Annotated in this window: 20 protein-coding genes; 10 read left to right on the top strand and 10 right to left on the bottom strand. The window is 54.6% G+C overall.

Annotation, left to right across the window (positions count from 1 at the left end; genetic code table 11):
- Window positions 1–171: 171 nt before the first annotated feature.
- The 3 genes from NM686_RS17620 to NM686_RS17610 form a co-directional block, all read right to left on the bottom strand.
- Window positions 172–1,131, bottom strand: a complete 960-nt coding sequence (locus NM686_RS17620; RefSeq protein ID WP_255189162.1) for a diguanylate cyclase domain-containing protein — start codon at window positions 1,129–1,131, stop codon at window positions 172–174.
- Entirely contained in the window at window positions 1,128–5,105 is a 3,978-nt protein-coding gene (locus NM686_RS17615) for a CHASE domain-containing protein (RefSeq protein WP_255189161.1), read from the bottom strand. The genes NM686_RS17620 and NM686_RS17615 overlap by 4 nt, the downstream gene beginning before the upstream one ends.
- 251 nt (window positions 5,106–5,356) lie before the next feature.
- Window positions 5,357–6,949, bottom strand: coding sequence for a phospholipase D-like domain-containing protein (locus tag NM686_RS17610; protein ID WP_255189160.1), 1,593 nt, complete (start codon window positions 6,947–6,949; stop codon window positions 5,357–5,359).
- A gap of 252 nt (window positions 6,950–7,201) precedes the next feature.
- Between NM686_RS17610 and NM686_RS17605 the strand changes: the two genes are divergently transcribed.
- A complete protein-coding gene (locus NM686_RS17605) occupies window positions 7,202–7,462 on the top strand; it encodes a hypothetical protein (RefSeq protein WP_255189158.1) in 261 nt (86 codons plus the stop codon).
- Window positions 7,463–7,678: 216 nt separating this feature from the next.
- Here NM686_RS17605 and NM686_RS17600 read toward each other — a convergent pair whose 3' ends face one another.
- The 4 genes from NM686_RS17600 to NM686_RS17585 are packed head-to-tail and all read right to left on the bottom strand — an operon-like array spanning window position 7,679 to window position 14,105.
- The gene (locus NM686_RS17600; RefSeq protein ID WP_255189157.1) at window positions 7,679–8,575 is read right to left on the bottom strand and encodes a DUF7281 domain-containing protein; all 897 of its coding nucleotides are present in this window, start codon (window positions 8,573–8,575) and stop codon (window positions 7,679–7,681) included.
- 1 nt (window position 8,576) lies between these two features.
- Entirely contained in the window at window positions 8,577–9,809 is a 1,233-nt protein-coding gene (locus NM686_RS17595; protein WP_255189156.1) for a hypothetical protein, read from the bottom strand.
- A complete protein-coding gene (locus NM686_RS17590; protein ID WP_255189155.1) occupies window positions 9,806–10,438 on the bottom strand; it encodes a condensin complex protein MksE in 633 nt (210 codons plus the stop codon). Before NM686_RS17590 ends, NM686_RS17595 begins: the two co-directional genes overlap by 4 nt.
- Window positions 10,431–14,105, bottom strand: a complete 3,675-nt coding sequence (locus NM686_RS17585; RefSeq protein WP_255189154.1) for an ATP-binding protein — start codon at window positions 14,103–14,105, stop codon at window positions 10,431–10,433. Before NM686_RS17585 ends, NM686_RS17590 begins: the two co-directional genes overlap by 8 nt.
- 96 nt (window positions 14,106–14,201) lie before the next feature.
- Here NM686_RS17585 and NM686_RS17580 point away from each other — a divergent pair, with 96 nt between their 5' ends.
- From NM686_RS17580 to NM686_RS17555, 7 genes are all read left to right on the top strand, one after another.
- On the top strand, window positions 14,202–15,647 hold the full coding sequence (locus tag NM686_RS17580; protein WP_255189153.1) for an ATP-binding protein: 1,446 nt from the start codon (window positions 14,202–14,204) through the stop codon (window positions 15,645–15,647).
- A 2-nt stretch (window positions 15,648–15,649) separates the two neighbouring features.
- Window positions 15,650–16,348, top strand: coding sequence for a response regulator (locus NM686_RS17575; RefSeq protein WP_255189152.1), 699 nt, complete (start codon window positions 15,650–15,652; stop codon window positions 16,346–16,348).
- Between the two features lie 114 nt (window positions 16,349–16,462).
- Window positions 16,463–16,813, top strand: a complete 351-nt coding sequence (locus tag NM686_RS17570; protein ID WP_255189151.1) for a Spy/CpxP family protein refolding chaperone — start codon at window positions 16,463–16,465, stop codon at window positions 16,811–16,813.
- An 86-nt stretch (window positions 16,814–16,899) separates the two neighbouring features.
- Entirely contained in the window at window positions 16,900–17,067 is a 168-nt protein-coding gene (locus NM686_RS17565) for a hypothetical protein (RefSeq protein ID WP_255189150.1), read from the top strand.
- Window positions 16,988–17,296 carry a DUF6515 family protein gene (locus tag NM686_RS21830; protein ID WP_407942362.1) on the top strand — a complete coding sequence of 103 codons (309 nt, stop codon included), beginning with the start codon at window positions 16,988–16,990 and terminating at the stop codon, window positions 17,294–17,296. The genes NM686_RS17565 and NM686_RS21830 overlap by 80 nt, the downstream gene beginning before the upstream one ends.
- Window positions 17,297–17,350: 54 nt before the next feature.
- The gene (locus NM686_RS17560; RefSeq protein ID WP_255189149.1) at window positions 17,351–17,587 is read left to right on the top strand and encodes a TIGR02450 family Trp-rich protein; all 237 of its coding nucleotides are present in this window, start codon (window positions 17,351–17,353) and stop codon (window positions 17,585–17,587) included.
- 45 nt (window positions 17,588–17,632) lie between these two features.
- Window positions 17,633–18,292, top strand: a complete 660-nt coding sequence (locus NM686_RS17555; RefSeq protein ID WP_255189148.1) for an SOS response-associated peptidase — start codon at window positions 17,633–17,635, stop codon at window positions 18,290–18,292.
- Window positions 18,293–18,397: 105 nt separating this feature from the next.
- Here the strand turns inward: NM686_RS17555 and NM686_RS17550 are convergent, their stop codons facing one another.
- Entirely contained in the window at window positions 18,398–19,258 is an 861-nt protein-coding gene (locus NM686_RS17550; protein WP_255189147.1) for a sugar phosphate isomerase/epimerase family protein, read from the bottom strand.
- 443 nt (window positions 19,259–19,701) lie between these two features.
- On the opposite strand from NM686_RS17550, the gene NM686_RS17545 reads away from it, so the two are divergent.
- Window positions 19,702–20,322 (top strand): SOUL family heme-binding protein, encoded by a 621-nt coding sequence (locus NM686_RS17545; protein WP_255189146.1) that lies wholly within the window; start codon window positions 19,702–19,704, stop codon window positions 20,320–20,322.
- 3 nt (window positions 20,323–20,325) lie between these two features.
- Here NM686_RS17545 and NM686_RS17540 read toward each other — a convergent pair whose 3' ends face one another.
- Window positions 20,326–20,676 carry a hypothetical protein gene (locus NM686_RS17540; protein WP_255189145.1) on the bottom strand — a complete coding sequence of 117 codons (351 nt, stop codon included), beginning with the start codon at window positions 20,674–20,676 and terminating at the stop codon, window positions 20,326–20,328.
- Window positions 20,677–21,225: 549 nt separating this feature from the next.
- On the opposite strand from NM686_RS17540, the gene NM686_RS17535 reads away from it, so the two are divergent.
- Complete coding sequence (locus tag NM686_RS17535) at window positions 21,226–21,519, top strand: hypothetical protein (protein ID WP_255189143.1); 294 nt, start codon at window positions 21,226–21,228, stop codon at window positions 21,517–21,519.
- 450 nt (window positions 21,520–21,969) lie between these two features.
- Here the strand turns inward: NM686_RS17535 and NM686_RS17530 are convergent, their stop codons facing one another.
- A complete protein-coding gene (locus NM686_RS17530; protein ID WP_255189142.1) occupies window positions 21,970–22,929 on the bottom strand; it encodes a GNAT family N-acetyltransferase in 960 nt (319 codons plus the stop codon).
- Window positions 22,930–23,280 lie beyond the last annotated feature (351 nt).

Raw genomic sequence — 23,280 nt, 5'->3', positions numbered from 1 at the left:
CGCACAGTGCGAATGAATTCGCGCCTATCATTGTCGAGCTTATTTCCCACACATTTCTAAACATTGGCTAATCGCTTTGGCCAGTGCGATAGCTTCAGCTATCGCACTCCTGGATTCGCGTTCTGGAGTGAAAAAACTTCAGCTTTTTCGATTACAAGCCCGCTAACGGTTTCATGATAGCGGCGCCGAGCAGACTTGGTTGCGGCCCTGCTGTTTGGCTTGATAAAGCGCCGCGTCAGCCGCCATCACCAAGTCCTCCGGGCTGCGGCTGACATTCGGAATGATCACGGCAATCCCCAGGCTGATGGTCAGGGTGGCGGCCGTCGGTGAACTCTCGTGAGGCAGTCCGAGCGCGGCCACTGCCTGCACCAGCGCATCGGCTTTCGGTTTTGCCGCGGCATGATCGCATTCCGGCAGCAGGCAAACGAATTCCTCGCCACCGTAACGCGCCACCAGATCCTGGGCGCGGCCAAAGGCGGCTTTCAGGGTTGCGGCGACGGCCTGTAAGCAGCTGTCGCCGGCTTGATGGCCGTAGCGATCGTTGTAAAGTTTGAAGTGATCGATGTCTATCATCAGCAAGGCCAGCGGCGAATCATTCCGGCGGCAGCGCCGCCATTCCAGTTGCAAGGTTTCATCGAAACGGCGGCGGTTGGCGAGGCCGGTCAAACCGTCTATGAAAGCCAGGACCCGCAGCAAGTCGTTTTGGAATTTCAAGGTCAGATGGGTTTTTACGCGGGCGCGAACGACTGCCGGGTTGACCGGTTTGGTGATGAAGTCGACGCCGCCGGCTTCCAGGGCTCGGGTTTCGTCATTAGGATCGGTTTGCGCGGTGACGAAAATAACCGGGATGTCCGATGTCAGGGGGTTGGTTTTCAGTTGGCGGCACACTGTCAGACCGTCCAGGCCCGGCATGACGATGTCCAGTAATATCAAATCCGGCGGCACGCCATTCCAGCACAACGATAAAGCCTGCTGGCCATCGGTGGCCATGAATATTTCGTGGTCGCTCTGAAAAATCCGATATAGCGTTTGAATGTTGATGGGCTGATCGTCCACGATCAAAAGCCTTGGCCGCTCCGGTAACACAAGCAGGGGGGCTAACTGGGAAGGCGGTATATACTTAAAAGTCATGGATTATGTAAGGCTAATAGAGTAAGGATTTGTTCATGCGCGGCTGCAAAGTCAAGTTTGCCGATGGCGTCGTCCAAGGCGGCGTAGGGCGCGCTTGGCATGGCGGCGACTTCGCGCTTGAGTTCGGCATGGGCCTCTAGCGCGCGCATGTTATGTTCGACCAGCAGCCGCTCGAGTTGCTTCAGCAGTTCCAGTATCCGTTCCGGATTGGCCGGGTAGGCCGCTGCGGCAGGACGGGGCGGATCCAAGCGCTCGGCTAAATCGGACAATAGGCGATTGCTTTCCCGCAGTCGTTCGCGCAAGGCGGCGATGAGCTGTTCGATCTCTGGCCGATCCGCCTTGTCCTTGATGCGGGTTTCCGCCGCCGCGGCTTGTTCCGAGAGGGCCCGCGCGCCGAGCGTCGCCGCCAGGCCTTTCAGGGTATGCAGCTCCCGGGCCAGACTGGCATGGTCTTGTTGCTGCATGGCCTGATCCATGCGTGCCAGCATCTCTTGTTGATCGTTCTGAAAACGCCGCGCCATTTGCGCATACAGACCGCGATCATTGCCTAGCCGGGCCAAGGCGTGAGCGGTGTCGAAACCGGCCGGCAGCGGTGGCAGGCCGGTGTCGACCGTGATGGATTTGGCGGCGTTAGTCGAGCCGCTGACTTTTTTACCGCAATGGTGTAGCAAGGCGGCGATCAATTCGGCGATGTCGAAAGGCTTGCCGATATGGTCGTTCATGCCGGCGGCCATGCAGGCCTCCCGATCGGACGGTAGCGCGTTGGCGGTCATTGCAATGATGGGGGTTTTGACATGCAGGTCTTTCCGCAGGATGTGGGTGGCCTGATAACCGTCCATGCCAGGCATCTGGATGTCCATCAATATCGCATCGAAGGGGCGAGGCAGCGTATTGATGCAATTTATGCATTGCTCGCCGTTGTTGGCGACTTGGACGTGGGCGCCGGCGTGAGTCAATAATTCTTGCGCGACTTGTTGATTCAACGGATTGTCTTCCACCAGCAGCAGATGCAGGCCTGCGAGCGGTTTGCCGTCGGGCCGGCGGGATATTTCAACCTGCTCCTGGGTTACCGAACGGCCTCCGGTGGCTTCGGCGATGGCGTCGAATAGCATGGAAGGGGTGATGGGCTTGACCAAAAAGCCATCGAGCGGCATGGATTCACGTTCTAGGCGTTCGACGATGAATTCTCGGCCGTGCGCCGTGATCATCAGAATGATAGGGGCGCCAATAGATTCATGTTGCAGCGCGCGTATGCGTTGAGCGGTTTCCCAGCCGTCCATGCCGGGCATCAGCCAATCCATGCAAATGACATCGAATGGATCGCCGATCTTGAGCCGGTCTCGTATCAACTCCAGGGCTTCGTTGCCGCAGGCCGCGGTTACGGTACGCCAGCCGAAGGATTGCGTGGTGTGCGCCAACACCTCGCGAGCCGTGGCATTGTCGTCGACTATCAAGACATGCATGCGGCGCGACAAGGTGTCAGGGTCGATGCCGCGCACGACTTCTCGTTCAGTTGCCAGGGTTTCGGCGTCGCGGGCAAAGTCGAGAATGAAATGAAAATGGCTCCCCTGGCCTAACGTACTTTCGACGATCAGTTCGCCGCCCATCAAACGGATCAGGCGCTGGCTGATAGGCAAACCGAGGCCGGTGCCGCCATAGCGGCGCGAGGTCGATGATTCCGCCTGGGCAAAGCCCTCGAAAATGGCATTCAAGCGGTCCGCGGGAATACCGATGCCGGTATCGCGTATGGAAAACTCGATCCGGGCGGAATCCGGCGTGGCCTCCACCAAGTGCAATCCGAGGATGACTTCGCCGTGCTCGGTGAACTTGAAGGCGTTGCCGGTCAGATTCAGCAGCACTTGTTGCAACCGCAGCGGGTCTCCGCGCAAGGCACGCGGAACTTTCGGGTCGAGCTCGAACAATATCTCGACCTGCTTGTTATGCAGGTTTGTAGCCAGCATGACCGAGAGATTGCGCAGCAATTCATCGAGGCGAAATGCGGTGCTGTCGAGCACCAGTTTGCCGGCTTCTACTTTGGAAAAATCCAGGATGTCATTCAAGATAGCCAGTAGGGACTGCGCGGCGGCCTTGATTTTTTGCGTATAGTCGAGTTGGCGTGGGTTCAGGTCGGTGTGTTGCAGCAACTGCAGCAAACCGAGCACGGCGTTCATCGGCGTGCGAATTTCGTGGCTCATGTTGGCGACGAAGGCGCTTTTGGCGCGGCTGGCGGCTTCGGCCAATTCTTTTTGTTCCGCGAGCCTGGCGGTCGCTTCGCGTTCCTGGGTCATGTCCTCGATGATGGCGATCAAGGTATCCCCTTCCGTGGAATGGCTCAATAATTGGGCCGTGACTCTCGCCCAGAAAGTGCGCCCATTTTTGCCTACGAAGAGTTGTTCGCGCTGAGCGGCTTTGTCCGTGCCGAGATGGGGATACAATTCCTGGCCAAAGCGCTGGTATGCGGCGATGTCCGTGAACCATTTTTGCGTCGAATCTCCGCACAGTTCGCCGGCGTAGTAGCCGAAGAGTTGTTCCAGTTTATGGTTGCAGTTCAGGACGATGCGGTTACGCAGCAACACGATGCCCAGCGGGGCGGCATCGAATATGGCCTGGAGTTCGTCGCTACGGGTGGCCAGGTGTTGTTCCAGGCGTTTGCGCTCGGTCTGATCGACGAAGGTGGCAAGAAAACTTTCGCCGAAAGTGATGCCGGAAATCTGCACGTCCAGCGTTTGTCCGTTTTTTGCGGTGACGCGGTACTCAATGGGCTTTATATCGGTGGCGGTGCTGGCGGCGCGCGCGATTTCGCCGTTCCAGGTCTCGAGCACTTGCCGGCGATAATCGGGGTCTGGATAGGCCAATTGCCACCATTCCTTGAGTGACGGCGCGTCTTTTTCGCTATAGCCAAACAATTGTCTGAAACGCTGGTTGCGAAAGGAGATTTGGCCCGCTTGCTCCACCAGGCAAATGCCGACCGGCATGTCGTCCAGGATGCGTTTCAGCTTGTTTTCGCTTTCGCGCAGGGTTTTTGTCAATTGCCCGGCAATGTGCTGGGCGTGTTTGCGGGTGTTGAAGAAGGCCCAGCTGGTTGTAAACAATAATAGCGTGATGATGCCGATGGCCGACATCTCCACCCATGGCGGTTCAAGCTTGGTGGATGACACGAACTCGGGCAAGGCGTTGAAACGCAGCGTCCAGTGGTGCCCCTCCAGCGATAACCGGGTCACTAAACTGAAGATGCCATTTTCCACGGGCGGCGGGGCCGGGGTATCCAGAAAATAGTTGGCGCTGTCGTATAGCAGTGCTTGCGGCTCGGTGTCGTCGCCGTCGAAGATTTCAAGCCGTATCGGCCCCAGATCGTTTTGGAGAATGGGATCGAGCAAATCGTTGGCGCGAAAGGGGCTATAGACCCAGCCGACCAGTTTTTGCCGGCGTTGCTCGACGGTGTCGGGTAAAACGCCGTTCTGGTAAACCGGGGTGTAAGCCAAAAAACCCGCTTGTATCTTTTCGTGGGTTTCTTGCACCAGTGTGACTTTGCCGGTAAAAGCCACCTTGCCGCTGTCGCGCGCCAGGGTCATCGCCGCATTGCGGACCGGTTCGGAATACATGTCGTAGCCAAAGGCGCGCAGATTGCGCCCGGCGAAGGGTTCCAGATAAATGATGCTGCTGTATTCGGCGCGAAGGGAATCGGGTTGGATCTGGTAGTCCGCAAATCCTTCGCGGCGGATGTCTTGAATGTGCTTGGCCAGCTGCTCGGGACGAAGGTACAGCGAAAATCCCACGCCTTGAATGCCGTGATAGGATTGATCCAGATTGAGTTGTTTGACGAAGCGGTGCCATTCATTGCGCGTGACTTCGCCGGAAGCCGCGAATAAGCCGGCGCCGGCACGCAAGATCTGCGCATAGGCGGCCATGCGTTCATCGATCTTGGTGGCCAGACGCTGGGATTCCAGTTTGAAATGGTCTTGCAGATTGCGCATGTGCCGCTGATTCAGCTCGTGCCAGCTGACAACGAGCGCGATGCAGGCAATGAGCGGTAACACAAGAGAGAATAGTCGATGCATGGGAATGGCTGGCAAAACTCGAGAATAGCCGATCAGCTTGTCTTGGAGGACATAAGGCCTCGGCATTGACAAAAGCGAGGAGAGCCGGCGGCATTGGAATTAGCCCCGCTTTTGCAATAACGTCCACTCAATGACGTAAACTCCGGTTGGACTGGGCGCGTGGCGGGTCAGTAAAAGACCCGAAACGCACGTTGAATCTGGTCGAATTCATACAGGTAAGGCCGCGCCACATCATGATTGGCCGCTACCACGACGAGATCATGGGAGAACACCGAGGTATTGTACCAATTGAAACTGCCTTCGATGACGATGTAATCGTCGATCACGCAATATTTGGAATGAATGGGCGAGTAGGGCACGGGATGGTCATCCTGCCCATAGACCAAACCTACCGGGATGCCGGCCCATCTGAGGCGTTGCACGGCCGGCAGCAGCGGGCGGTTCAATTCTTCGTGCATCGGCCTTTCCACGCCGATGCGTCCTTGCCGGGCCAGATGGCCGTTGAACAAAATCCGCACGTCGACACCGCGTTCCTTGGCTTGAATCAGGGCCGTGACGACGCTGTCGTGATGATCGCCCACCAGTTCGCCGATCAGGAACAGGCACAGTTTGATCGAATGCCGGGCTCTGTGGATTTCCGCCAGGATGGCGTGGTGCGGCCGATAGATCTTGCCGTTGGCCATGGTGTGACGGCCGAAGGTATACAGCAAATTGAACGGGCTTAAAGGATCGATGCCGTATTTCTGGATCACGCCGCCGCGCTGGCTTTGAAAGATATTGTCCAGCAAGCGGCAGACCCCTTTGGAATGGAAGGTCATGCCCGATTCCCAGTTGGCCCACCAGCGGTCGAAGGTGATGTTGAAAGAACCCAGGATGGCGTCCTCATCATTGAAGATGATGAACTTGGTGTGCATGTCCGGCTCGACTTCGATCAAGTGGTGTTTCGGGGTGCAGAACACGCCGATCAGTTCGATGCCGGAGCGTTTCAGATTGGCGTAAGTGTGACTGTTGGTCAGCGTCATCTTGCGCCAGTCCACGATGCATTGCACCCAAACCCCCTGATGGCTGGCGTGTATCAAATGATTGATGAAATCGTTGTCGTCTATGCAATCGACGCTGACTTTGATCGTGCACAAGCGGTTGGGGTTGTCGCGCTTGACCATGATGACCTTGTCGATATGGTCGTGGATGAAGCGCTTGGGATGATACGGATGATATTGCTGCCCCTTGGTGAATTTGGGGATCAAATGCAAGGAATCGAAATGGTGGTTGTACCAATCCACATCCGCCTGCAGTTCGGCCGGATTCAGTTCGTAGGTGCGGAAATAATTGGGCGTGGCATGTTCATCGGTGATCGTGCGCTGTTGATGATGGCCGTCCTGCAGTTGATGCCAGTCCATGAAGATGTATTCATGGCGCGAGGCTATCGAATGTTCGCCCAAGTGGACGATGAAGGAAAACTTGATGCAATTGATCTTGCCGAAATGGCTGGAGTAGGGATGAACGAAAAAATCGCGGGTAGCGCGCTTATGCCGATCCCATTCGATATCGAAGGCGTCGGTATCCACGATGAAGGTTTCGCAAATACTGTCGCGATAGACCTTCAGGATCACTTTCAGATTGGCCGACATGCCGTGATGCATATCAAACTCGATTCGGCCCCAACGCAGGCTGAACGTATCCTTGAAATCGTTGATGCGCTGAAAATAGCCGCCAAGTTTGCCAAACACGGGTTTTGCGTAGTGTTCCGCTATTTGCATATCGTTGTCCGAAATAAAACTGAAATTGAATTATGCACCAAATGCGGCATGGATTCAGAATTCGAATGGGTAAGTCAAGCCTTTGCTGTTTTGTCAATCATGCCTGGCAAAAAAATCGGCCAAAAAACTATTGATTTTTACTGCGGCAGTGTTAACTTGAAACCGTTATTTTTCAAATAACAGGTTTGGAACAGGACCTTTACTTGGTTTATGGATTCACCACTGATTTTCTGTTTAGAAAAGGAGGATGCCATGAATAAAATAACCCCTCATTTATTGAGAGACCTCGATGCCACGTTACCGCCTGGAACCGAATGCTATTTATGCGCCTCGGTTCGTAGGGCGTTGAGCAAATACCGTAAAGGCAGACAAGCGGCGATTTTCGTCAATAAGGATCAGGCCGTGTCGCTATTGGCGCAAAGACTGGGACGCGGCTTGAAGCGATTTTTGACGGAAGACGTCCGCGCGTTATTGCCGGGCCAAGTAGCCTTCAAGCCGGAGAAAATGGCCTAAGGCGCGTTTTACATAGCCTATACCGTTTCCAGCTCGAAGCGCCAGTTACATCAGATAGCCTCTGCTTTAAGGCAAATCTCTATATACAAGGTCGTCATTCCGGCAGGGATTGCCGGAATGACGACCTTTGTGCATGACGGGATGCTTTGGCGGTTGTCATAAAAATGCCTTCTCCCGCCGGGAGAAGGTTAGGATGAGGGCGCATAAATCAGATGTTTACCTTGTCACCGAAAATAACGCCAGCCCGACTCGCTGGCTATACATGTGCTCCTGTCGATAAGAACTCCGCTCTTGTCTAAAACACATCAACAGTTCATGCAGAACCCTGGTCAGCGTCAGTTGATCCGATAGCTGTTGCAAATAAGCCAGCGCGCCGGCTTGCACATCAAATCCCTCGCGATTGGCCAGCTTGCTTTGCAGGCAGGAACGCCATGCCATTTGCTCAGGCCCCAACCAGTAATCCGCGTGGGGCATCGTCAACGCTATTTGAAGGCCCATGGGGTCCATGTCGCTGAAGACGATGACGGTTTTGTCGGCGCCGAAACGTTCTACAAAGTCGCGGCAGGCATGGGCCGTGGCGCCGCTTTTGTGGTCGCCGCGATAGATCCATAGTGATTGTTGGTCCAGCAGCGGCAGTGGCCACGTGTGACATAGCTGCATGATGGCCAGGTTTTCGATGACGACGAGGGTTTTGTGTTCGACCGTTTCAATACTGGAATTCAGGCATAGCAGGCCGGCCGATAGGATGCTTTTGGGGTGCAGTGCTATTTGCACGCCGTTGATGCGAAGCATGCCGTCGGCGCTGTTCAGCAGCAGGTGGCCTGCGCTGGCGGGTTTGGCTGCCAGTTTTTCGTTGCCATGATAGTGGGCCATCTGCAGACGGCTTTCCGGCAGTCGTTCGACCAGGAAAGGGTCCAGGCCGACTTCATCCAGGACTAGCTGGCGCAGGCGGCGTTTGTCTTCGGCGCTGAAAAGCAAACGGTTCTTGCTGATATGGCCGCAGCCATAGTGAGCTTGTACTTGCCGGCCCAATTGGGTAAGCGCGCGGCTGGTAGCTTGGTCCGGCTTGTCCCTGACCAGGGCGCTGAGCCATTGATACATCTTGCCGTCCATGTCATGCCACCCGTTGCAACTGGATTTCTTCTATGATCTGGTTGCCGTCGAAGCCTGCCAGGTTTTCGCCTTGCATGTCCAATGCAATGGCGCGGCGCATGCGCCCCGGCAGGCAGCAATATTGCGCAAACACCATGTCCAGCCACAGTTCGGCTTGGATTTCCAGGCCTTGCTCGCGCCAGTAACGCAGCGCCGAAACTTTGCGGCCTTGCCGTGCCAATGCCTGTGCAAACAGGTTTTCGATATGGTTTTCGTACAGGTCTTGATCGTATTCGATTTGCCCCGGAATTTGCGTGTCCAGCGGCGATGTCGCGCTGTCCCGTGCCAGCGGCGCGACCGGTTTGGCCTGGCGCCGCAATTCCTGCACGATGGCGGCCAGATCGGCCTGCAAGATCGGATTGGTCGTGTTGATACCAGGCTGCAAGTTCAGGCCGGTGCCTCGGCGCAACAGGTCGGGAATGGCGGCGCTTGCGCTCCAGTCCAAAGGTTCCCATTCCGGATGCTGTCTCAAGAACTGCGCCATGGCCCGGCAGCGGTTGGCGGTTTGTTCCTGCAGCCGCAATTTGAACAGCAATGTTTTCATGCGGCCGACGATGGCGGTCAGACGTTCGACGATGCTTTTGTATTGGTCGATGAAATAGATGATCTTGCGGCTCAGTTCCGGCGGAATGGTGCTCCAACTGCTCAGCCAGTCATAGCAATTATCGATTCTGACGTGGTTGAGTTCCCGCACCAGTTGTTGCGCATAAGCCAGTGCCCGCTGATTTTGCCGGATTTTGCCATTTAAGGAACTGACGAAACCGAACTGACTGGTGATCGCTGCGAACATCACGCCGAGGCTGTTTTCCAAAGCCTCGATGGCTTCGTACAGCGTATCGTCGATCTGTTCCAGATGAAACTGGGCTTCGTCCTGCTGGTTATGTTCCAGCGCGCGGCGGTAATCTTCGATGTCCTCTTCTATGCTGAGGATCAGCTTGGCCATGTTGATATTTTGCTGGTAGCGCTGGTTGCGTAGCAGCAGACGGTCGATCAGACGCTTGAGGTCGCCGGTCAAGCGGTATTCATCGCTGGCATCGGCCGTGCGCAAGATGCCGGATTTTTTCAAGCTGTCGATCGTGCTCCGGTTGTCGTCGTCGGCAAACACCGCGCCGTTGATATACGTTTGCGCCAGCAATTGGTCGGCACTGGCCAGCTTACGAATCAAGCCGGCAATCTGCTCGTGGTCGAAGCTCATAAAAACAATTCCTGCTGTTCGCCGCCGCTCCCGCCGGTCGCGTGCTGATCCAGCTCCAGGTTTTCGGCGTCGTTCAGGAAGGCGATGACCTGATGCAGATAATTGATCTTGCCGGTGGCGATGTACATCGAGGCCTGTTGATTGGGTCGGGCCAGATAGCCGGTCTGTTCCAGTTTTTGCAGTACCCAGAGCAATTGATCGTGCACACTAGTTTTGCTGGTCTTGAACAGCGTTAATTGGGTCAGCCGGTTCAGTTGTTCAGCCAACGAGGGTTCATGTTCCAGGGCCTGTAGTAACTGATGCAGGCGGATTTCGTCGCGGGCCCGGATCGGCATGTCCTGGCCCAGCGCGGTCATGACCATGTCCATCCATTCCACTACCGGGCGCAATTGCGAGCGGACTTCGGAAAAGGCTTCTCTGATTGCGGGCCGATTGCTGTCGTCGACCACGGTGTAGGCCGCATAAAACAATTCGCCGTCCAGATCGAACAGTTCCCGGTCCAAGAGTTTTAAAAACGCGTTGATCTTGTCGGCATTGGACGCTTGCGACAAATACTCGAAGGCATCGGGGTAGGCGGTCGGGCAAATGAAATGGCCGCTGAGTAGCGCTTCGGCGACTTGCTTAAACATGAGCGGTCTCCTGTTCCGTTTGCGCGTTCAACAGTTGCTCCAGCTTGCTGGGCGGCAAATCGACTTCGTGCAGCTTTTGCTGGTTGATCAGATAGCGGCGCTTGAACAGGCCGAGCACGTGACGGTCGGCGGTCGGGGTAGCCGACAGGATTTGGATATTCTGTTTGGCCAATAGATTCATCATGGCCTCGATGTTTTCCGGCGCCAGGTCGCCCAGTTCGTCGATGGGCCAACAGACCACGGTCGGGTTTTGTTTGCGCAGCATGGCGGTGACGCCGGTGAAGAAAGTAATCAAGGCCAGATAAGACAGGCCGGTGGAGCTGACATCCTTCAGTTCCCGGGCGTTGCGGGCATGTTTGAGTTGGCCGTTTTCGAAGATGCTGAATTCGATATCGAATAAGGAAAGATGCTTGATCTTGACGCCGGTGGCAGGCAGCAGCGCGGTCAGTTCGCCCATGGCTTGCACCAAGCCTTCCGGAATCTCATGTGATCCGCTCAGTTCGGCATTGTCGCGGTATTGTTCATAATGGTCGCCGAATTTCTTCAGGGCCTGCCAGTATTCCAGATCGCTCATCTTCGAGCGGATATTGACGGTGATCTCGCCCAGCGCGGCGAAATAGCGTTCCTCGCTGACATATTTGGACAGCTCGCTGCCGGTTTGTTTGATCGCGCGCTCGAAGTTATGCAAATGCAGATAAAAGGTATTGACGCTGGAGGCGTGCAGTTCGATCTGTTGGGCCGTGGCCTGTTTTACATGGCCGACCATCTGCAGCACATCGATCAACGGTTGCTCGATTTCCAGCGCTTCGGCTTGAAAATACTCGTTGCTGTTGGCTGCTGCATTCAAAGCCTGCGACCAGGCTTCCGCCAGCTGGCTGCGCTGGTGTCTGTTGAACAACTGCACCAGGGTTTGCTTGCCGCCTTGAATTTCGCGCTCGTGGCGCTTGCGATCCTTGAGGCTGTCTTGCGTCAGGCGCGGTAGCGTGCCGGCTGCATATTCGGATAATTCCTCCGCGTAGACTGGTGGACAATTGCGCAATTGCTCGAGGCTTTGTTCCAGTTGCGCCAGCAGGCCGTTGTTTTTCTTCAGTTGTTCCTCCAACTCGCCGATGTGCTGATTCAACTGTGTGCGTTGCCGTTGGAAATCTTGCTTCAATTGCTTGATTTCGTCGTTCAATTGTTGCATCTGGCGCTGGCATTCATCCCGCTGTCGGCAATGTTCCGGGTGCTGTTGCCAGCGTTGTCGCAGCCAGTCTTGATATTCCTGGGCCTTGCGTTGGAAGCTGCGAGCGTCTTGTTCCTTGCCTTTGAGCATCTCCAGCTCTTTTGTCCGTGTAAAAATGGTTTCGTCGGCACCGCTTTCCTTCAGGTCACTTTTCAACTGCTGATTGATGTGCGCCTGCTCCCGATTGAAATGCGCGCGCTGTGCTTCTTTATGCTCGTTTATTGTTTCCAGTAGATTTTTACAATCCGATTCGATGATGCCTTTGCGGGCCAGATGCTCGTTTTGCAGTTCCAGCAGTGCTTGCTGGTGCTGGTTTTCGATGTCGGTCAAGGTTTGATCGCAGACTTTGATGTCGGCTGACAGTTGGTTGATTGCCTGTTCCAACTGTTGCTTGGCCCTGGCGGTTTCGGCCTTGATCTGGTCGGCCAGTGCATGGGCCTCGCCGCGCAGGTTTTCCTCCAGCTTTTCGGCCTGCTGCACGCGTTGTTGGGCTTTGTCCAGCACTGTTTTGGCCTGCTCGCGCAGTTTGTTGGCGGCTTGCAAAGCGGCTTCCAGCGCTTCGCTTTCTTTGTTGAGTTTGGTCACTCGCTCGAACAGCTCTTTTTCCTGCTGTTCCAGGCGGACCTTGTCTTCGGTCAAATCGCTGCGGCCAGCGATTGCTGCCAGGTTGATGCTGAGACCGTAAAAGTCCTGGCTGTCTTGGCCATTCCATTGCGGATCGAGCCCGGTATGGTCCAGCAGTTCCGGGGCGATGACCCGGCCTATGCTGTGCTGCCAGCCTTCGGCTTCCTGTTCCAGGAAATATTGCAGCGAGCCGGGGTCGGGTCGCAAACGTTTCTGGCAATCGGTATGGCGCTCCCGGCTACGTTTCAGTTCGGCCTTTTTGTCCTTGAGTTCCTGTTCGGTTTGTTGGTAATGGCTCAGCCGGGTTTGATAGTCGCTTTGGGCTTCTGTCTGGGCTTGATAAGCCAGTTTGCTTTCCTTGCTGGCGGCGTCCAGCGCTTCGCGGTTTTTTTGCTGATCGGCGAGCAAACCGTCCGGTAGCGGCGGATTTTTTTGCTGGTTTTGTTTGACTTGAAACTCCGTTAAAAATTGTGCGCGTTGTTCTATAACGGGTTGCAGGCGGTGTTCCTTGTTCTGCTGCAACTGTTCCTTGCGTAGCTGAAATTCGGCATCCGCTTCTCGCAGGTTTTGGCTTTGCTGCAGTTGGGCGTCGGAACCTTGTTGTTGGTAGAGCTGGGTTTGTGTTTCGTGCCTGTGCCGCAATTCTGTTAATTGCTTCTCGTAAAACTGTTTGATTTGCTGGGTCTTGTGCTCCAGCGCATCCAGCTCGGCTTGAATATCCTGTTGCTGTTTGGCGTATTGCTCTGCCTTGGCGGCTTCGAGAGTAAAGCTTTCGGCACCTTGTTCCTCATAAGCCTGCTTTTGCGTTTCTAAGGCTTCGATTTGGTAGCTCAAGTCTTTCAGGCGGCTATTGGCTTCGATCAACGCGTCTTCCTTGGGCTCCAAGACTTGCTTGTGATTCTGCTGCAACTGGTCACGTTGCTGGAGCAGTTGCGTCAGGCTATTTTCCAGCGCTTCCGTTTCTTGCTGGGCGAGTTTGTGTTTGTCCCGCGTCAGAAAGTGCAGGTGGGATAAGGTTTTCAGGGTTTGCTTCAGCTCGGCGATGGTTTGCAATAACTGGTCGAAATCGGCGCGCCGGGTTTCGATTTCCCGGGAGGCGTTCAGATCGGCCAGCCAGGCTTCGATGTGCTGTTTGTTAAGTTGGAAGGGTTGTTGCTCGTCTTCGTTCTGCAAAAAGGCCTGGCTGAGCTTGCCGCGGGAGATGTCGATCAGCATTTGCTTGATGACGTCGAAATCGCCGATTTTCTCGATCACCGAGCCTATGACTTTTTCGATATGGTTGATGGGTGTAGCTGCCATCGCAAAGCGGTTTTGCAGGACGCGCAACTCTTTCTTGCCGCCCGTCAGTTGATGACATTGGATCACGTTGCAATAATCGTCGACCGCCAGAAAGCGCGAGACTTCCGCGGTAGGGCGGTACAGGCGCTCTATGCTTTGGGGATCGCGCGGGAAGCCGGTTTCGGCGATGTAATAGTCCTGCCGGTAGGCGGCGTCGATGAATTTGTATCGGGCGGCGCGGCCGTCGCTTTGCACCATGACGTGGCAGACTTGCCCATGGGGACGCTGGTATTCGTACACCAGATAACTGCTGGCGCGTGGCAGATAATAATCCAGAAAGCCTTTCTTGCTGCCGCTGCCGCCGACGATGTTGCTGGGGCGTTCGCCCCAGAATAACTGCATCAAACGCAGGAACGTGGTTTTGCCGGCGCCGTTGGTGCCGCTGAGATTGGTATGGCCGTCCAGTTTCAGTAAAACGGTTTTGCCGGGCCAGAAGCTGTCTAGCAGAATGATTTTTTTAAGTTGATATTCGGTGGACATGTTTTATTGAATTCCGAGGCTTGGCTGCGGGCCAAAATACGTCGATGTTTGTGCATTTTCGCACCATAATACCATTCCCGATAACTGAGCCTCGCCGTGCATAAATCCATTCGTGTCAAATTATTCCTGACTTTTTTGCTGACCACCTTGCTGGTGGTGGCCGGCATGTACTTCTTTACCCGCTGGTCGCTGGATCGCGGATTCAACGAGCTGGTCGAGTCTCGCCAGCGCGAACGGGTGGAGAATTTGATCGACAGCCTGAGCGAGCATTACGCGACGCATGGCAGTTGGGAAGGCTTGGCCGGCAACAAACGCCTATGGATCAAGCTGTTGTTGCAATCCGATAGCCGCCGTCACCGCCAGCCGCAAGCCTGGATGACGCAAGACTTGTCCGAACCCGCGACACTTTGGCCGCCCGATCTGGACGCCGGTGTTTATCGCAATCGGCGTTGGGTGCCGTTGGAAATGCGAGCGATGCTGCTGGCTGCCGATCGCTCGATCATCTTTGGCCGGCAAGAGCTATTGGCTGAATTGACGCTGCACCCGCTCAAAGCAGACGACAAAATCGTGGGATTTCTGGGGCTGTTGCCCGGCCGGCCGGACAATCAACTCGGTGATTTGCGTTTCATGCAGCGACAAATGCAGGCCTTTGCCTGGATCGCGTTGTTAATGGTCACCTTATCCGCCGTATTGGCGCTGTTGCTGGCTTATACCCTGGGCAAACCGGTCAAACGCATGGCGGCGGCGGCCAAGCGCTTGGCGGTGGGGGATTATGCCATTCGCTTGCCGGTCGAATCCCGGGATGAATTGGGGCAGCTGGCGCGCGATTTCAATGAAATGGCGGCGGCGCTGGAGCAATCCGAACAAGCCCGCCGACGCTGGGTGGCCGATATTTCCCATGAATTGCGCACGCCTTTGGCGGTGCTGCGTGGCGAATTGGAAGCCTTGCAGGACGGCATTCGCCCCATGAATGCCGAAGCCGTCGATTCCTTGCTAACCGATGTGCTGCGGCTGAATCGGCTGACCGATGATCTCTATCAATTATCGCTGTCCGATCAAGGCGCCTTGAGTTATCGAAAAATTCTGCTGGACCCGAGAGAGGCGTTGAAAGCCGATCTGGCGGCGCTGATGCCGCAATTTCAGCAAAAACGCTTACAGGTTGAATGGCGGGATCAGTGCAAGGCGGATGTCGCCTTGTATGCCGATCCCGATCGTTTGGCGCAATTATTCAGGAATTTGCTGACCAACAGCCTGAACTATACGGATTCGGGCGGCCGCTTGAGAGTCACCGTGTTCAGCACCGGAGCCAGTTTGCTGATCGAGTTGGCCGATAGTGCGCCAGGGGTTGCGGAATCCGAACGGGCGCAATTGTTCGAGCGTTTTTACCGGGTCGAGGGATCGCGCAGCCGACACCACGGCGGGGCAGGGTTAGGGCTTGCCATTTGCCGTAACATCGTGGCCGCCCACAACGGCAACATCAGCGCGTTGCCGTCGGAGCTGGGTGGTCTGACGATACGGATTGAATTACCGTTACAGGGGTGAAGATGAGCAATGCTAGCCGAATTTTGATCGTCGAAGATGAAGACAAACTGGCCAAATTGGCCGCGGATTATCTGCGCAATGCCGGCTTTGACAGCGAGATCATAAGTCATGGCGACGCCGTTTTGCCCTGGGTCAGGCAGCAGCATCCCGCTTTGATTTTGCTGGACTTGATGTTGCCAGGCCGCGATGGCCTGTCGATTTGCCGGGAAATCCGCAGTTTTAGCGCCGTGCCGATTATCATGGTTACGGCCCGGGTCGAGGAAATCGATCGTTTGCTGGGGCTGGAACTGGGCGCGGATGATTACATTTGCAAGCCTTATAGCCCAAGGGAAATGGTCGCTCGGGTCAAAGCCGTGTTGCGGCGCTTGCAATCCGCCAGCCTCGAAACGTTTCATGCCGATGCGTTGAGCCTGGACGCCAACCGTTTCCGGGTCGCGGCGGCGGGCCGGGAAATAGAGCTGACGTCGGTCGAGTTTCAATTGTTGCAAACCCTTTACCGTCAACCGGGGCATATCTTTTCCCGTAGCAAGCTGATGGACTCGATCTATCAGGATCAACGCATCGTATCGGACCGTACCATTGATAGCCATATCAAGAAATTACGCAAAAAACTGGATGAATTGCTGCCCGGCCGGGAGCTGATACATGCGGTGTACGGCGCCGGCTATCGCTACGAGCCGCCAGCCTCCGGCCAAGACTAGATTTGCACAATCTTTCCTTGATTGCTCCCCATTGTTTGCGATTTTGACGCTTAGAGTAGAACCCGAAAACGGCAATCAGCCGTTGGAAAATCCTAAAATCAACGGAGAACGCTCATGAATACCAAAATCGCAATCATCGTCGCAGCCTTGGCCTTGCCATTGACCGTAGCCGCTTTCCCCGGCGCTCAACCTGGCGACAGTGAAGAACATAGGGCGCAACGCGTGGAACGTTTGGCGGAAAAGCTGGATTTGAACGCCGAACAAAAGACGCAAGTCACGCAGATTTTCCAGCAACAACGGGAAAAACAGGAAGCGCTGCGCCAGGAAACCCATCAACGCTTGCAGGCGGTTTTGAGGCCCGAGCAGATGACCCAGTTTGACGAACTGAAAAAGGAGCGTCACGCAAAGTGGAAAAAACACCAGGGTGAAAGAGGGCATCTAAAAACCGACGCACCGGCACACTAAACAAATGGCCAGCCGGCATCAGCTCACCGCGGTGGACAATGGCTTGCCGCGGTTGTCAAAACGGTTTACGTTTCCAGGAGATCAACATGTTTAAACTGAATTTGAAATTGTTGTTCGGTGTCGCCGCGATGTTGTTGTGGAGTCAGCAAAACGCATGGGCCGATGGCTGGCGCCATGCAGAACGCATGGGCCGATGGCTGGCGCCATGCAGAACGAGGTATCAGGGCACCGGAGTACTGGCGACCAGGCGGTGAGTTCGGCAGAGGCAATTATCGTCAGCCGTCGACGTTTTACAAGCCCGTGCGTCCAGGCCATGTGGTCATAGATGCGCCGATGGGCACGGTAGTGAGTTATCTGCCGCGCTACAATCGGGTTGCCCATTGGCAGGGGCGGCCCTATTATGTGGTGGGTAATTCCTTTTACCGCAAACATCCAAGGGGCTATGTCGTCATACCTGATCCGAGATCGCGCCATCGTTGGTAAAGTCGGAACGGCACGGCCGCAATGCATGGGCAATGGAGTCAAAGAGGCATCATCATGTCACCCGCAAAATCACGCCACCTCAATCCGAAGAAGCTGATCCGCAGTAAATGGACCTCGGCCAGTCCTCGCAATAAGGAAAAACACTTCATCGTCACTAACATCATCCAGCCGGAGAGCAAGGATTTACCGATTGATCTGATAGAGTTGGAGGCCGTGTATTCGGGCCGAAGCTTTGCCTTATCCTGGCGTGAGCTGACCAATACCCAGGATTGGCTGCAAGGCTGGCGCTGAAGCAGAGTTCTGTCTCAGCCAGCACCTAGGGAGCGAGAAACAGGCATGTGCGGGCGTTACAACCTTGCGGCAACCCCGGAGCGTGTGGCCGAGCATTTTGCACTGGCGCGGTTGCCGCGTTTTCAGCTCAGTTACAACGTCGCGCCAGCCCGGAAGATCCTCACCGTGGTCGCGCTGGAGGATGGCTCGCGCAAGGCCGTCAATCTGTTTTGGGGCTTGGTGCCGTCTTGGGCCAAGGATAGCAAGAACAGTTCTCATCTGATCAACGCCCGAGCGGAAACGGTCCGACAAAAACCGTCCTTTCGTTCCGCCTTCAAGCATAGGCGTTGTTTGATCCCGGCGACCGGTTTTTACGAATGGCAAAAAGGCCAGACCGGCAAACAAGCGTTTCATATTCACCGCGGCGACGAGGGGCCGTTTGCCTTTGCCGGCTTATGGGAACAATGGCAGCAAGAAAACGAAACACTGTATTCCTGTACCATCATTACCACCGTCTCCAACGACTTGATGCTACCGATTCATGACAGGATGCCGGTGATCATCGCGGTCGAGAATTACCAGCGCTGGCTGGACAAAACGGTCGACGCCGACAAGGCCTACGCCTTGCTGGACAACCAAGCCTATGTCAACATGGCGGCGACGCCGGTCAGCGACTGGGTCAATAATCCGCTGCACGACGGCCGGCGCTGCATCGAGGCAGTTTGAGATTATTTGTCTTTCTTCCCGCCGCTATATCGACTGAAACCTGGAAGCCATTTTGGCGACGCCCCAATCGCCAACGGCTTTGGCCGGAGGTTTGCGTCAGGGCTGTCAATAACGTTCTTTGATGTACAGCAAGGCTTTTTTAGCCAAATCATCGGAGTCGTGCCATAGATTGCGCCAGACACACAAGGTATTGGACAAGTTGGGATCGACGACTTCCGACGAGAATGACTCAAACGTGATTGGCCCTTGATAATTGATTTGCTTGAGTGCGGCAAAGAACTTGTCGAAATCGACATTGCCGGTACCGAGATAGCCTCTATGGCTTTCACCGATGTGCACATAGCCCAGGCGCTCCTTGGCGGCGAGCACGGATTTTTCCATGCCGTCTTCCTCGATGTTCATGTGATACGTATCCAGATGCAGATAAGCATTCGGACGATCGACCTCGTCCAAGAAAGCCAGGCCTTCCAGGCCGGTATTCATGATGTTGGTTTCATAACGGTTGACGACTTCCAGGTTGATGTTAATACCTTTGTCTGCCGCATAATCCGCCAACCTTTGCATCGCGGCCACCGAATTGGTCCGGTTTTGTTTCGAGGCCGGGCCTGGATATTTACCCAGCGCGCAATAGATTACGCCGCAAAGCTCCTTGCCGCCGATCGCGTACAGCACGTCGGTTGCCTTGCGTAACAGTTCGTCACCTTTGGCGATGATGGCCGGATTGGTGCTGGTCACGTCGGTGCTTGTGGACAACCCCAGCGAGGCATGCGCCCGCAGGTCATATTCCTGCAGCAGGTCCTTGGTCAAAGCCACATCCACCTTCCAAGGATCAAGCAGGGCAATCTCGATGTAGTCATAGCCGGCGCGCGCAGCTCCGCTGATGGCCTTGCGGGCACCTTCGGGCGTCCAATCGCCCGACCAAACGAGGGCGTGGCCGCCGTATTCCAAGGGTTTGGTTGTTGTCATATCCGGTTCCTGTGTGCGATTTAGAGTTGAGACTGATTTGATTCTAAACTAAGCAAATCGGACGGAGCAATTGGGCTAGCTCCTTCGCGTCGTGCTCGACAGCCTGGAAATCGCGCATATCCGCCGCCAATGACAAAATATTGCCGGATTCTTTGCGTGATCTTGCTTTTGCCGAATTCACTGGTAACTTCCTAAGGCATTTGATCCTGCGTGTTTTGCCATTAATCGGGCACTGTATTGCCCTTTCCCTTTCGACGCTGCATTCTTGTCGCTTCGGCAAGGTCCCGGTCGGAAGGGGATTTTTTATTCGACAATCAGTTAAGGAATCTCGCCATGTCACGCCCAACACCACCAGCACGTCGAATCGGTTGGCATTATGACAAGTATTTTCTTGAGCAATGGGTCAAGCGCCAGCAGGGCGGTTAGTTGAAAGCAGATGCGAAATGATGAAAAAACTCTTCAGTTCATTGATAAGCCTGATTTTGGCCGGATGCACGGTGATGGGGGTTAGAAGCAGTCAAGAGCCAAGCTGCCAAGTGCTGTCCGACCATGGCGATATTCAGATCAGGGCCTATCCTGCTTTGTTGGTCGCAGAGACGTTCATGGAAGCCGATTACGCCAAGGCCGGAAACATTGGATTCAAGCGCTTGGCGGGCTATATCTTCGGCGGCAATCTGCAAAAACAGAGTATGGCCATGACCGCACCGGTATTTCGGGAAGCGGTGGGCGAAAATATTGCAATGACCGCGCCGGTGTTGCAGCAAAGGGTCGACGGCAAATGGATGATGGCCTTTGTGATGCCGGCTGGCTACGATCTTGCAACCTTGCCGAAGCCATTGGACCCCGAGGTGGTACTCAAGACTATGCCGGCCAGAAAAGTCGCAGTACTGCGTTATTCGGGGCCGCTGAACCTGGAAAGCATCGGCCAAAATAGTCAGCGCTTGTCCGAATGGCTGGAGCGACAAGGGCTGAAACCACTATCGAACCCTCGTTCCGCCGCCTATGATCCGCCCTGGACCTTGCCGGCGCTGCGTCGTAATGAAATTCATATCGATATCGCATGATGCCTATACGATCTCGCCATAGATGTCGATGACGGTACGATAAAACCATTTCGGTTTGACCAACAGGATCGCCAAGGCCAAAAGCGAAGAAACCGGCAAGGGGGCGATGTCGATTATCAATAGGCCCAACAAGGCCAGAAAACTCATGAAGCGCGCGATTCGGGTTTGCTTCGTCGTAATGAAGGCGGAGTGCCTGGGATGGCTATAAATGCGTTTGACCAGGTGCAGAAACCATTCTGGACGCATCAATACGATATACAGTCCCATCAAGCACCACGGCGACACCGGACCGAAATCGATCAGGGCGAAGAGGGGGAATAGAGCAAAACATTTCAATTGCGCGGCGTTGATCATGAGTAGTGACCGACCTTTGAAGAACCAATCGTATGGAAATGTTACCTTAGTCGAATTTGGTCATTAAGGCGAGTAACGCGGAAATGGATTTGGATCAAAAAAAGCCTCTACCTTGAGCAAAGATAGAGGCCGTATAGTACGCGGCAATTTAACCGCCGCTAAACAACGAGGGAGGTCCGACAAAAAACTAAATACGCGCGGGGATAGCAAGATTCAAATTGCTGCATACCGAAGCGGCGCCAAACAACAGTGTCGACATGATGTACTGACCCGAGATAAAACTCAAAATGCCGGAAAACAAAAACAGTCCCGTCATAATGTCCCGATAGAGGTTTTTTGAAGCATTCATCATTGCCGCCTTGACTGGATACAGTCATTTTGTTGAGTACGACTTAACTATAAGCCCATTAAAAATATTTACAATGGGTTGTTTGTTGCATGGTTTGATTCCAAATAAGAAACAAAAACCAAATGGATTTTACAGATTGTTTGCTTATTGACGTGATTGGCGTAATGTTGCGCCAACAATCTGGTTGAGGAGACAAGCGCATGAGTCACCAGCAAAATTTGCTACGAGCAATATTTCAAGACCCTGTCAGCGGCAACATGCATTGGCGGGACATCGAGTCGCTGTTGCATCATTTAGGGGCCAAGATAGAGCCCAATCACGGAGCGCGATTTCGTGTGACATTGAACGGCATAGAGGACATGATTCACCATCCCCACCACGGCGGCGTCTGTAATAAGCAAGAGATTAAGCATATCCGAGAGTTTTTGGCGCGTGCCGGCGTGAGCCCGAGCCAATACGAAGCCGAGCGGAAAAAAGCCAGGGAGGCAGACTAAAAAAAATCCGGCGCGAAGCCGGATTTATGAGGAGGAAGTTATTGCAATGAACATCTCTGCAATGGCACATAGATTATCAGGGCTTTCTTATATTAAAAATGTGGCATATTGTCGCGAGTCAAGTTGTCGCAGAAGCCGCGGATTTCGCACGGACAACGGTATTAAAAAGGTGGATACGGTGGCCCCTAAAAACGGCAGCAAGTCCTCTAAATACACGAAATAAATCATTGCGTTATGAAATTTGTCGATTCACCTGTTCGGTGCTGCCCTTGGGTGTGATAACTGTTTGCAACTTTTCGTGATCCCTTCCGCCCCGCTCAGGACAGGTTTTGTGTGTTTCGTGGACCAAATGATTTTTCCAGATTGACGTGGTTTGGGAGCGGAAAAGCTTTCGCTTTTTCCAACTGTTCCGCAGCTTCGTCCATGGCTTTCAGCGTAGCGCTTAGTTATTTACAAACCCAATGCCCGAAATTCGCTACAAGGGCGCGAGCGTTGCCACAGGCGTTCGAATTCTTCCCGCAATTGACGGTTGCGCGCCGGTAAATTCGGGCTCCAGTGGCCTTCGAAGCGGTCGCCGAGCAGGCGGAATAAATAGCCGTCGGCGTCGTTGATGACAAAAGCCGAAAGATTTGCTTGTTCCTCGCTTTCCTCCGGCGTGCGCAGCAAAAAATAGGAACTGAGTTTTTGCGCCAATACCAGAACCGGATGAGTTTGGCCCTGCAGGCTCGCCGGGTCTTGAATGATGATTTGCACGCCGCCGTTACGGCTGCGCAAGGCAAATTGCTTCAAGGCTTCGACGACCGTGTTCTGACCGTACAGACTGTATTCCAGGTCGCGGCTATAGATATAAAGCTGGCGGCGCGCGCCATCGATTAGTTGCCGGGTCGCTGCCAAGGTTGACTCGACGCTTTCCAGGCGCTCGGCGTCAACCGAAGCCGGGCGAGACTTGGGTGTTGCGCGCAAGGGTTTGTGTAGCGGTTGCAGCGTCAGCCGCACGCTTTGATGCGGAATGCCGGCTTCCAGAAACGCCACGCCTTCCGCCGTAAAACCGTATTTCTGATAAAAACCCAATGCGCTGGTTTGTGCATTGGCCGTCACTTGCGCCATTCCCAGTCCGCGCGCTTTTTCAAGCAGGGCGCGCAGCAAGGACGCGCCGACACCCTGACCTCGCCATTGCGCTAACACCGCCATCCGGCCGATTTTGCCTTCTGGAGACAGCCGGCCGGTGCCGATGGGTCGGTGGTCGACATCGCGGGCGATGACATGGTGGCATTGCCTGTCTTGGTCATCGAACTCCAGTTCGGGCGCAATCCCTTGTTCCTCCACGAACACTAAATTTCGCACGTAATGCAAATCTTCGTAATCGACGTCATAGGTGGCGGGTTCGAGGTAGACGTTTAGGATGTTCATGAGCGCATATTCTGATGAGTGAAACGGGGATTTTTCCGAGCCATTGATCCTAAAAACATCAGTAGTCCACGAAAAGCACGTAAGCGATCAAATGAGTTATCAACTATATGCATTTACCTGTTGGGTGTCATTTGTCCGTGATTTTTTGTGTCTTTCGTGGGCCAAATTCTTTTTCCAGGTTGATTTGATAGTGTGCCCGGCGACAAGCGGTGAAACTAGCCTAACCGATTTTACAGGGTACGGCGTTGCCAATTGCAAATCAGCCGTGACTCGGCGGCAAAAAATCTCTGTGCGTTGACATATTACCGACACATTCATCCTCTAAGCTATAGCGATACGCAGATAGGTATC

The sequence above is a fragment of the Methylomonas rapida genome (assembly GCF_024360925.2).
GTDB classification, from domain to species: domain Bacteria; phylum Pseudomonadota; class Gammaproteobacteria; order Methylococcales; family Methylomonadaceae; genus Methylomonas; species Methylomonas rapida.
Note: the sequence above shows the minus strand (reverse complement) of the source record. Positions and strands in the feature narration are given on the sequence as shown.

Excerpts from the sequence above, each read along its gene's own strand:
- NM686_RS17620 (WP_255189162.1), bottom strand. The coding sequence starts at position 1,131 with ATGACTTTTAAGTATATACCGCCTTCCCAGTTAGCCCCCCTGCTTGTG.
- NM686_RS17615 (WP_255189161.1), bottom strand. The coding sequence starts at position 5,105 with ATGCGCAATCTGCAAGACCATTTCAAACTGGAATCCCAGCGTCTGGCC.
- NM686_RS17610 (WP_255189160.1), bottom strand. The coding sequence starts at position 6,949 with ATGCAAATAGCGGAACACTACGCAAAACCCGTGTTTGGCAAACTTGGC.
- NM686_RS17605 (WP_255189158.1), top strand. The coding sequence starts at position 7,202 with ATGAATAAAATAACCCCTCATTTATTGAGAGACCTCGATGCCACGTTA.
- NM686_RS17600 (WP_255189157.1), bottom strand. The coding sequence starts at position 8,575 with ATGGACGGCAAGATGTATCAATGGCTCAGCGCCCTGGTCAGGGACAAG.
- NM686_RS17595 (WP_255189156.1), bottom strand. The coding sequence starts at position 9,809 with ATGAGCTTCGACCACGAGCAGATTGCCGGCTTGATTCGTAAGCTGGCC.
- NM686_RS17590 (WP_255189155.1), bottom strand. The coding sequence starts at position 10,438 with ATGTTTAAGCAAGTCGCCGAAGCGCTACTCAGCGGCCATTTCATTTGC.
- NM686_RS17585 (WP_255189154.1), bottom strand. The coding sequence starts at position 14,105 with ATGTCCACCGAATATCAACTTAAAAAAATCATTCTGCTAGACAGCTTC.
- NM686_RS17575 (WP_255189152.1), top strand. The coding sequence starts at position 15,650 with ATGAGCAATGCTAGCCGAATTTTGATCGTCGAAGATGAAGACAAACTG.
- NM686_RS17570 (WP_255189151.1), top strand. The coding sequence starts at position 16,463 with ATGAATACCAAAATCGCAATCATCGTCGCAGCCTTGGCCTTGCCATTG.
- NM686_RS17565 (WP_255189150.1), top strand. The coding sequence starts at position 16,900 with ATGTTTAAACTGAATTTGAAATTGTTGTTCGGTGTCGCCGCGATGTTG.
- NM686_RS21830 (WP_407942362.1), top strand. The coding sequence starts at position 16,988 with ATGCAGAACGCATGGGCCGATGGCTGGCGCCATGCAGAACGAGGTATC.
- NM686_RS17560 (WP_255189149.1), top strand. The coding sequence starts at position 17,351 with ATGTCACCCGCAAAATCACGCCACCTCAATCCGAAGAAGCTGATCCGC.
- NM686_RS17555 (WP_255189148.1), top strand. The coding sequence starts at position 17,633 with ATGTGCGGGCGTTACAACCTTGCGGCAACCCCGGAGCGTGTGGCCGAG.
- NM686_RS17550 (WP_255189147.1), bottom strand. The coding sequence starts at position 19,258 with ATGACAACAACCAAACCCTTGGAATACGGCGGCCACGCCCTCGTTTGG.
- NM686_RS17545 (WP_255189146.1), top strand. The coding sequence starts at position 19,702 with ATGATGAAAAAACTCTTCAGTTCATTGATAAGCCTGATTTTGGCCGGA.
- NM686_RS17540 (WP_255189145.1), bottom strand. The coding sequence starts at position 20,676 with ATGATCAACGCCGCGCAATTGAAATGTTTTGCTCTATTCCCCCTCTTC.
- NM686_RS17535 (WP_255189143.1), top strand. The coding sequence starts at position 21,226 with ATGAGTCACCAGCAAAATTTGCTACGAGCAATATTTCAAGACCCTGTC.
- NM686_RS17530 (WP_255189142.1), bottom strand. The coding sequence starts at position 22,929 with ATGAACATCCTAAACGTCTACCTCGAACCCGCCACCTATGACGTCGAT.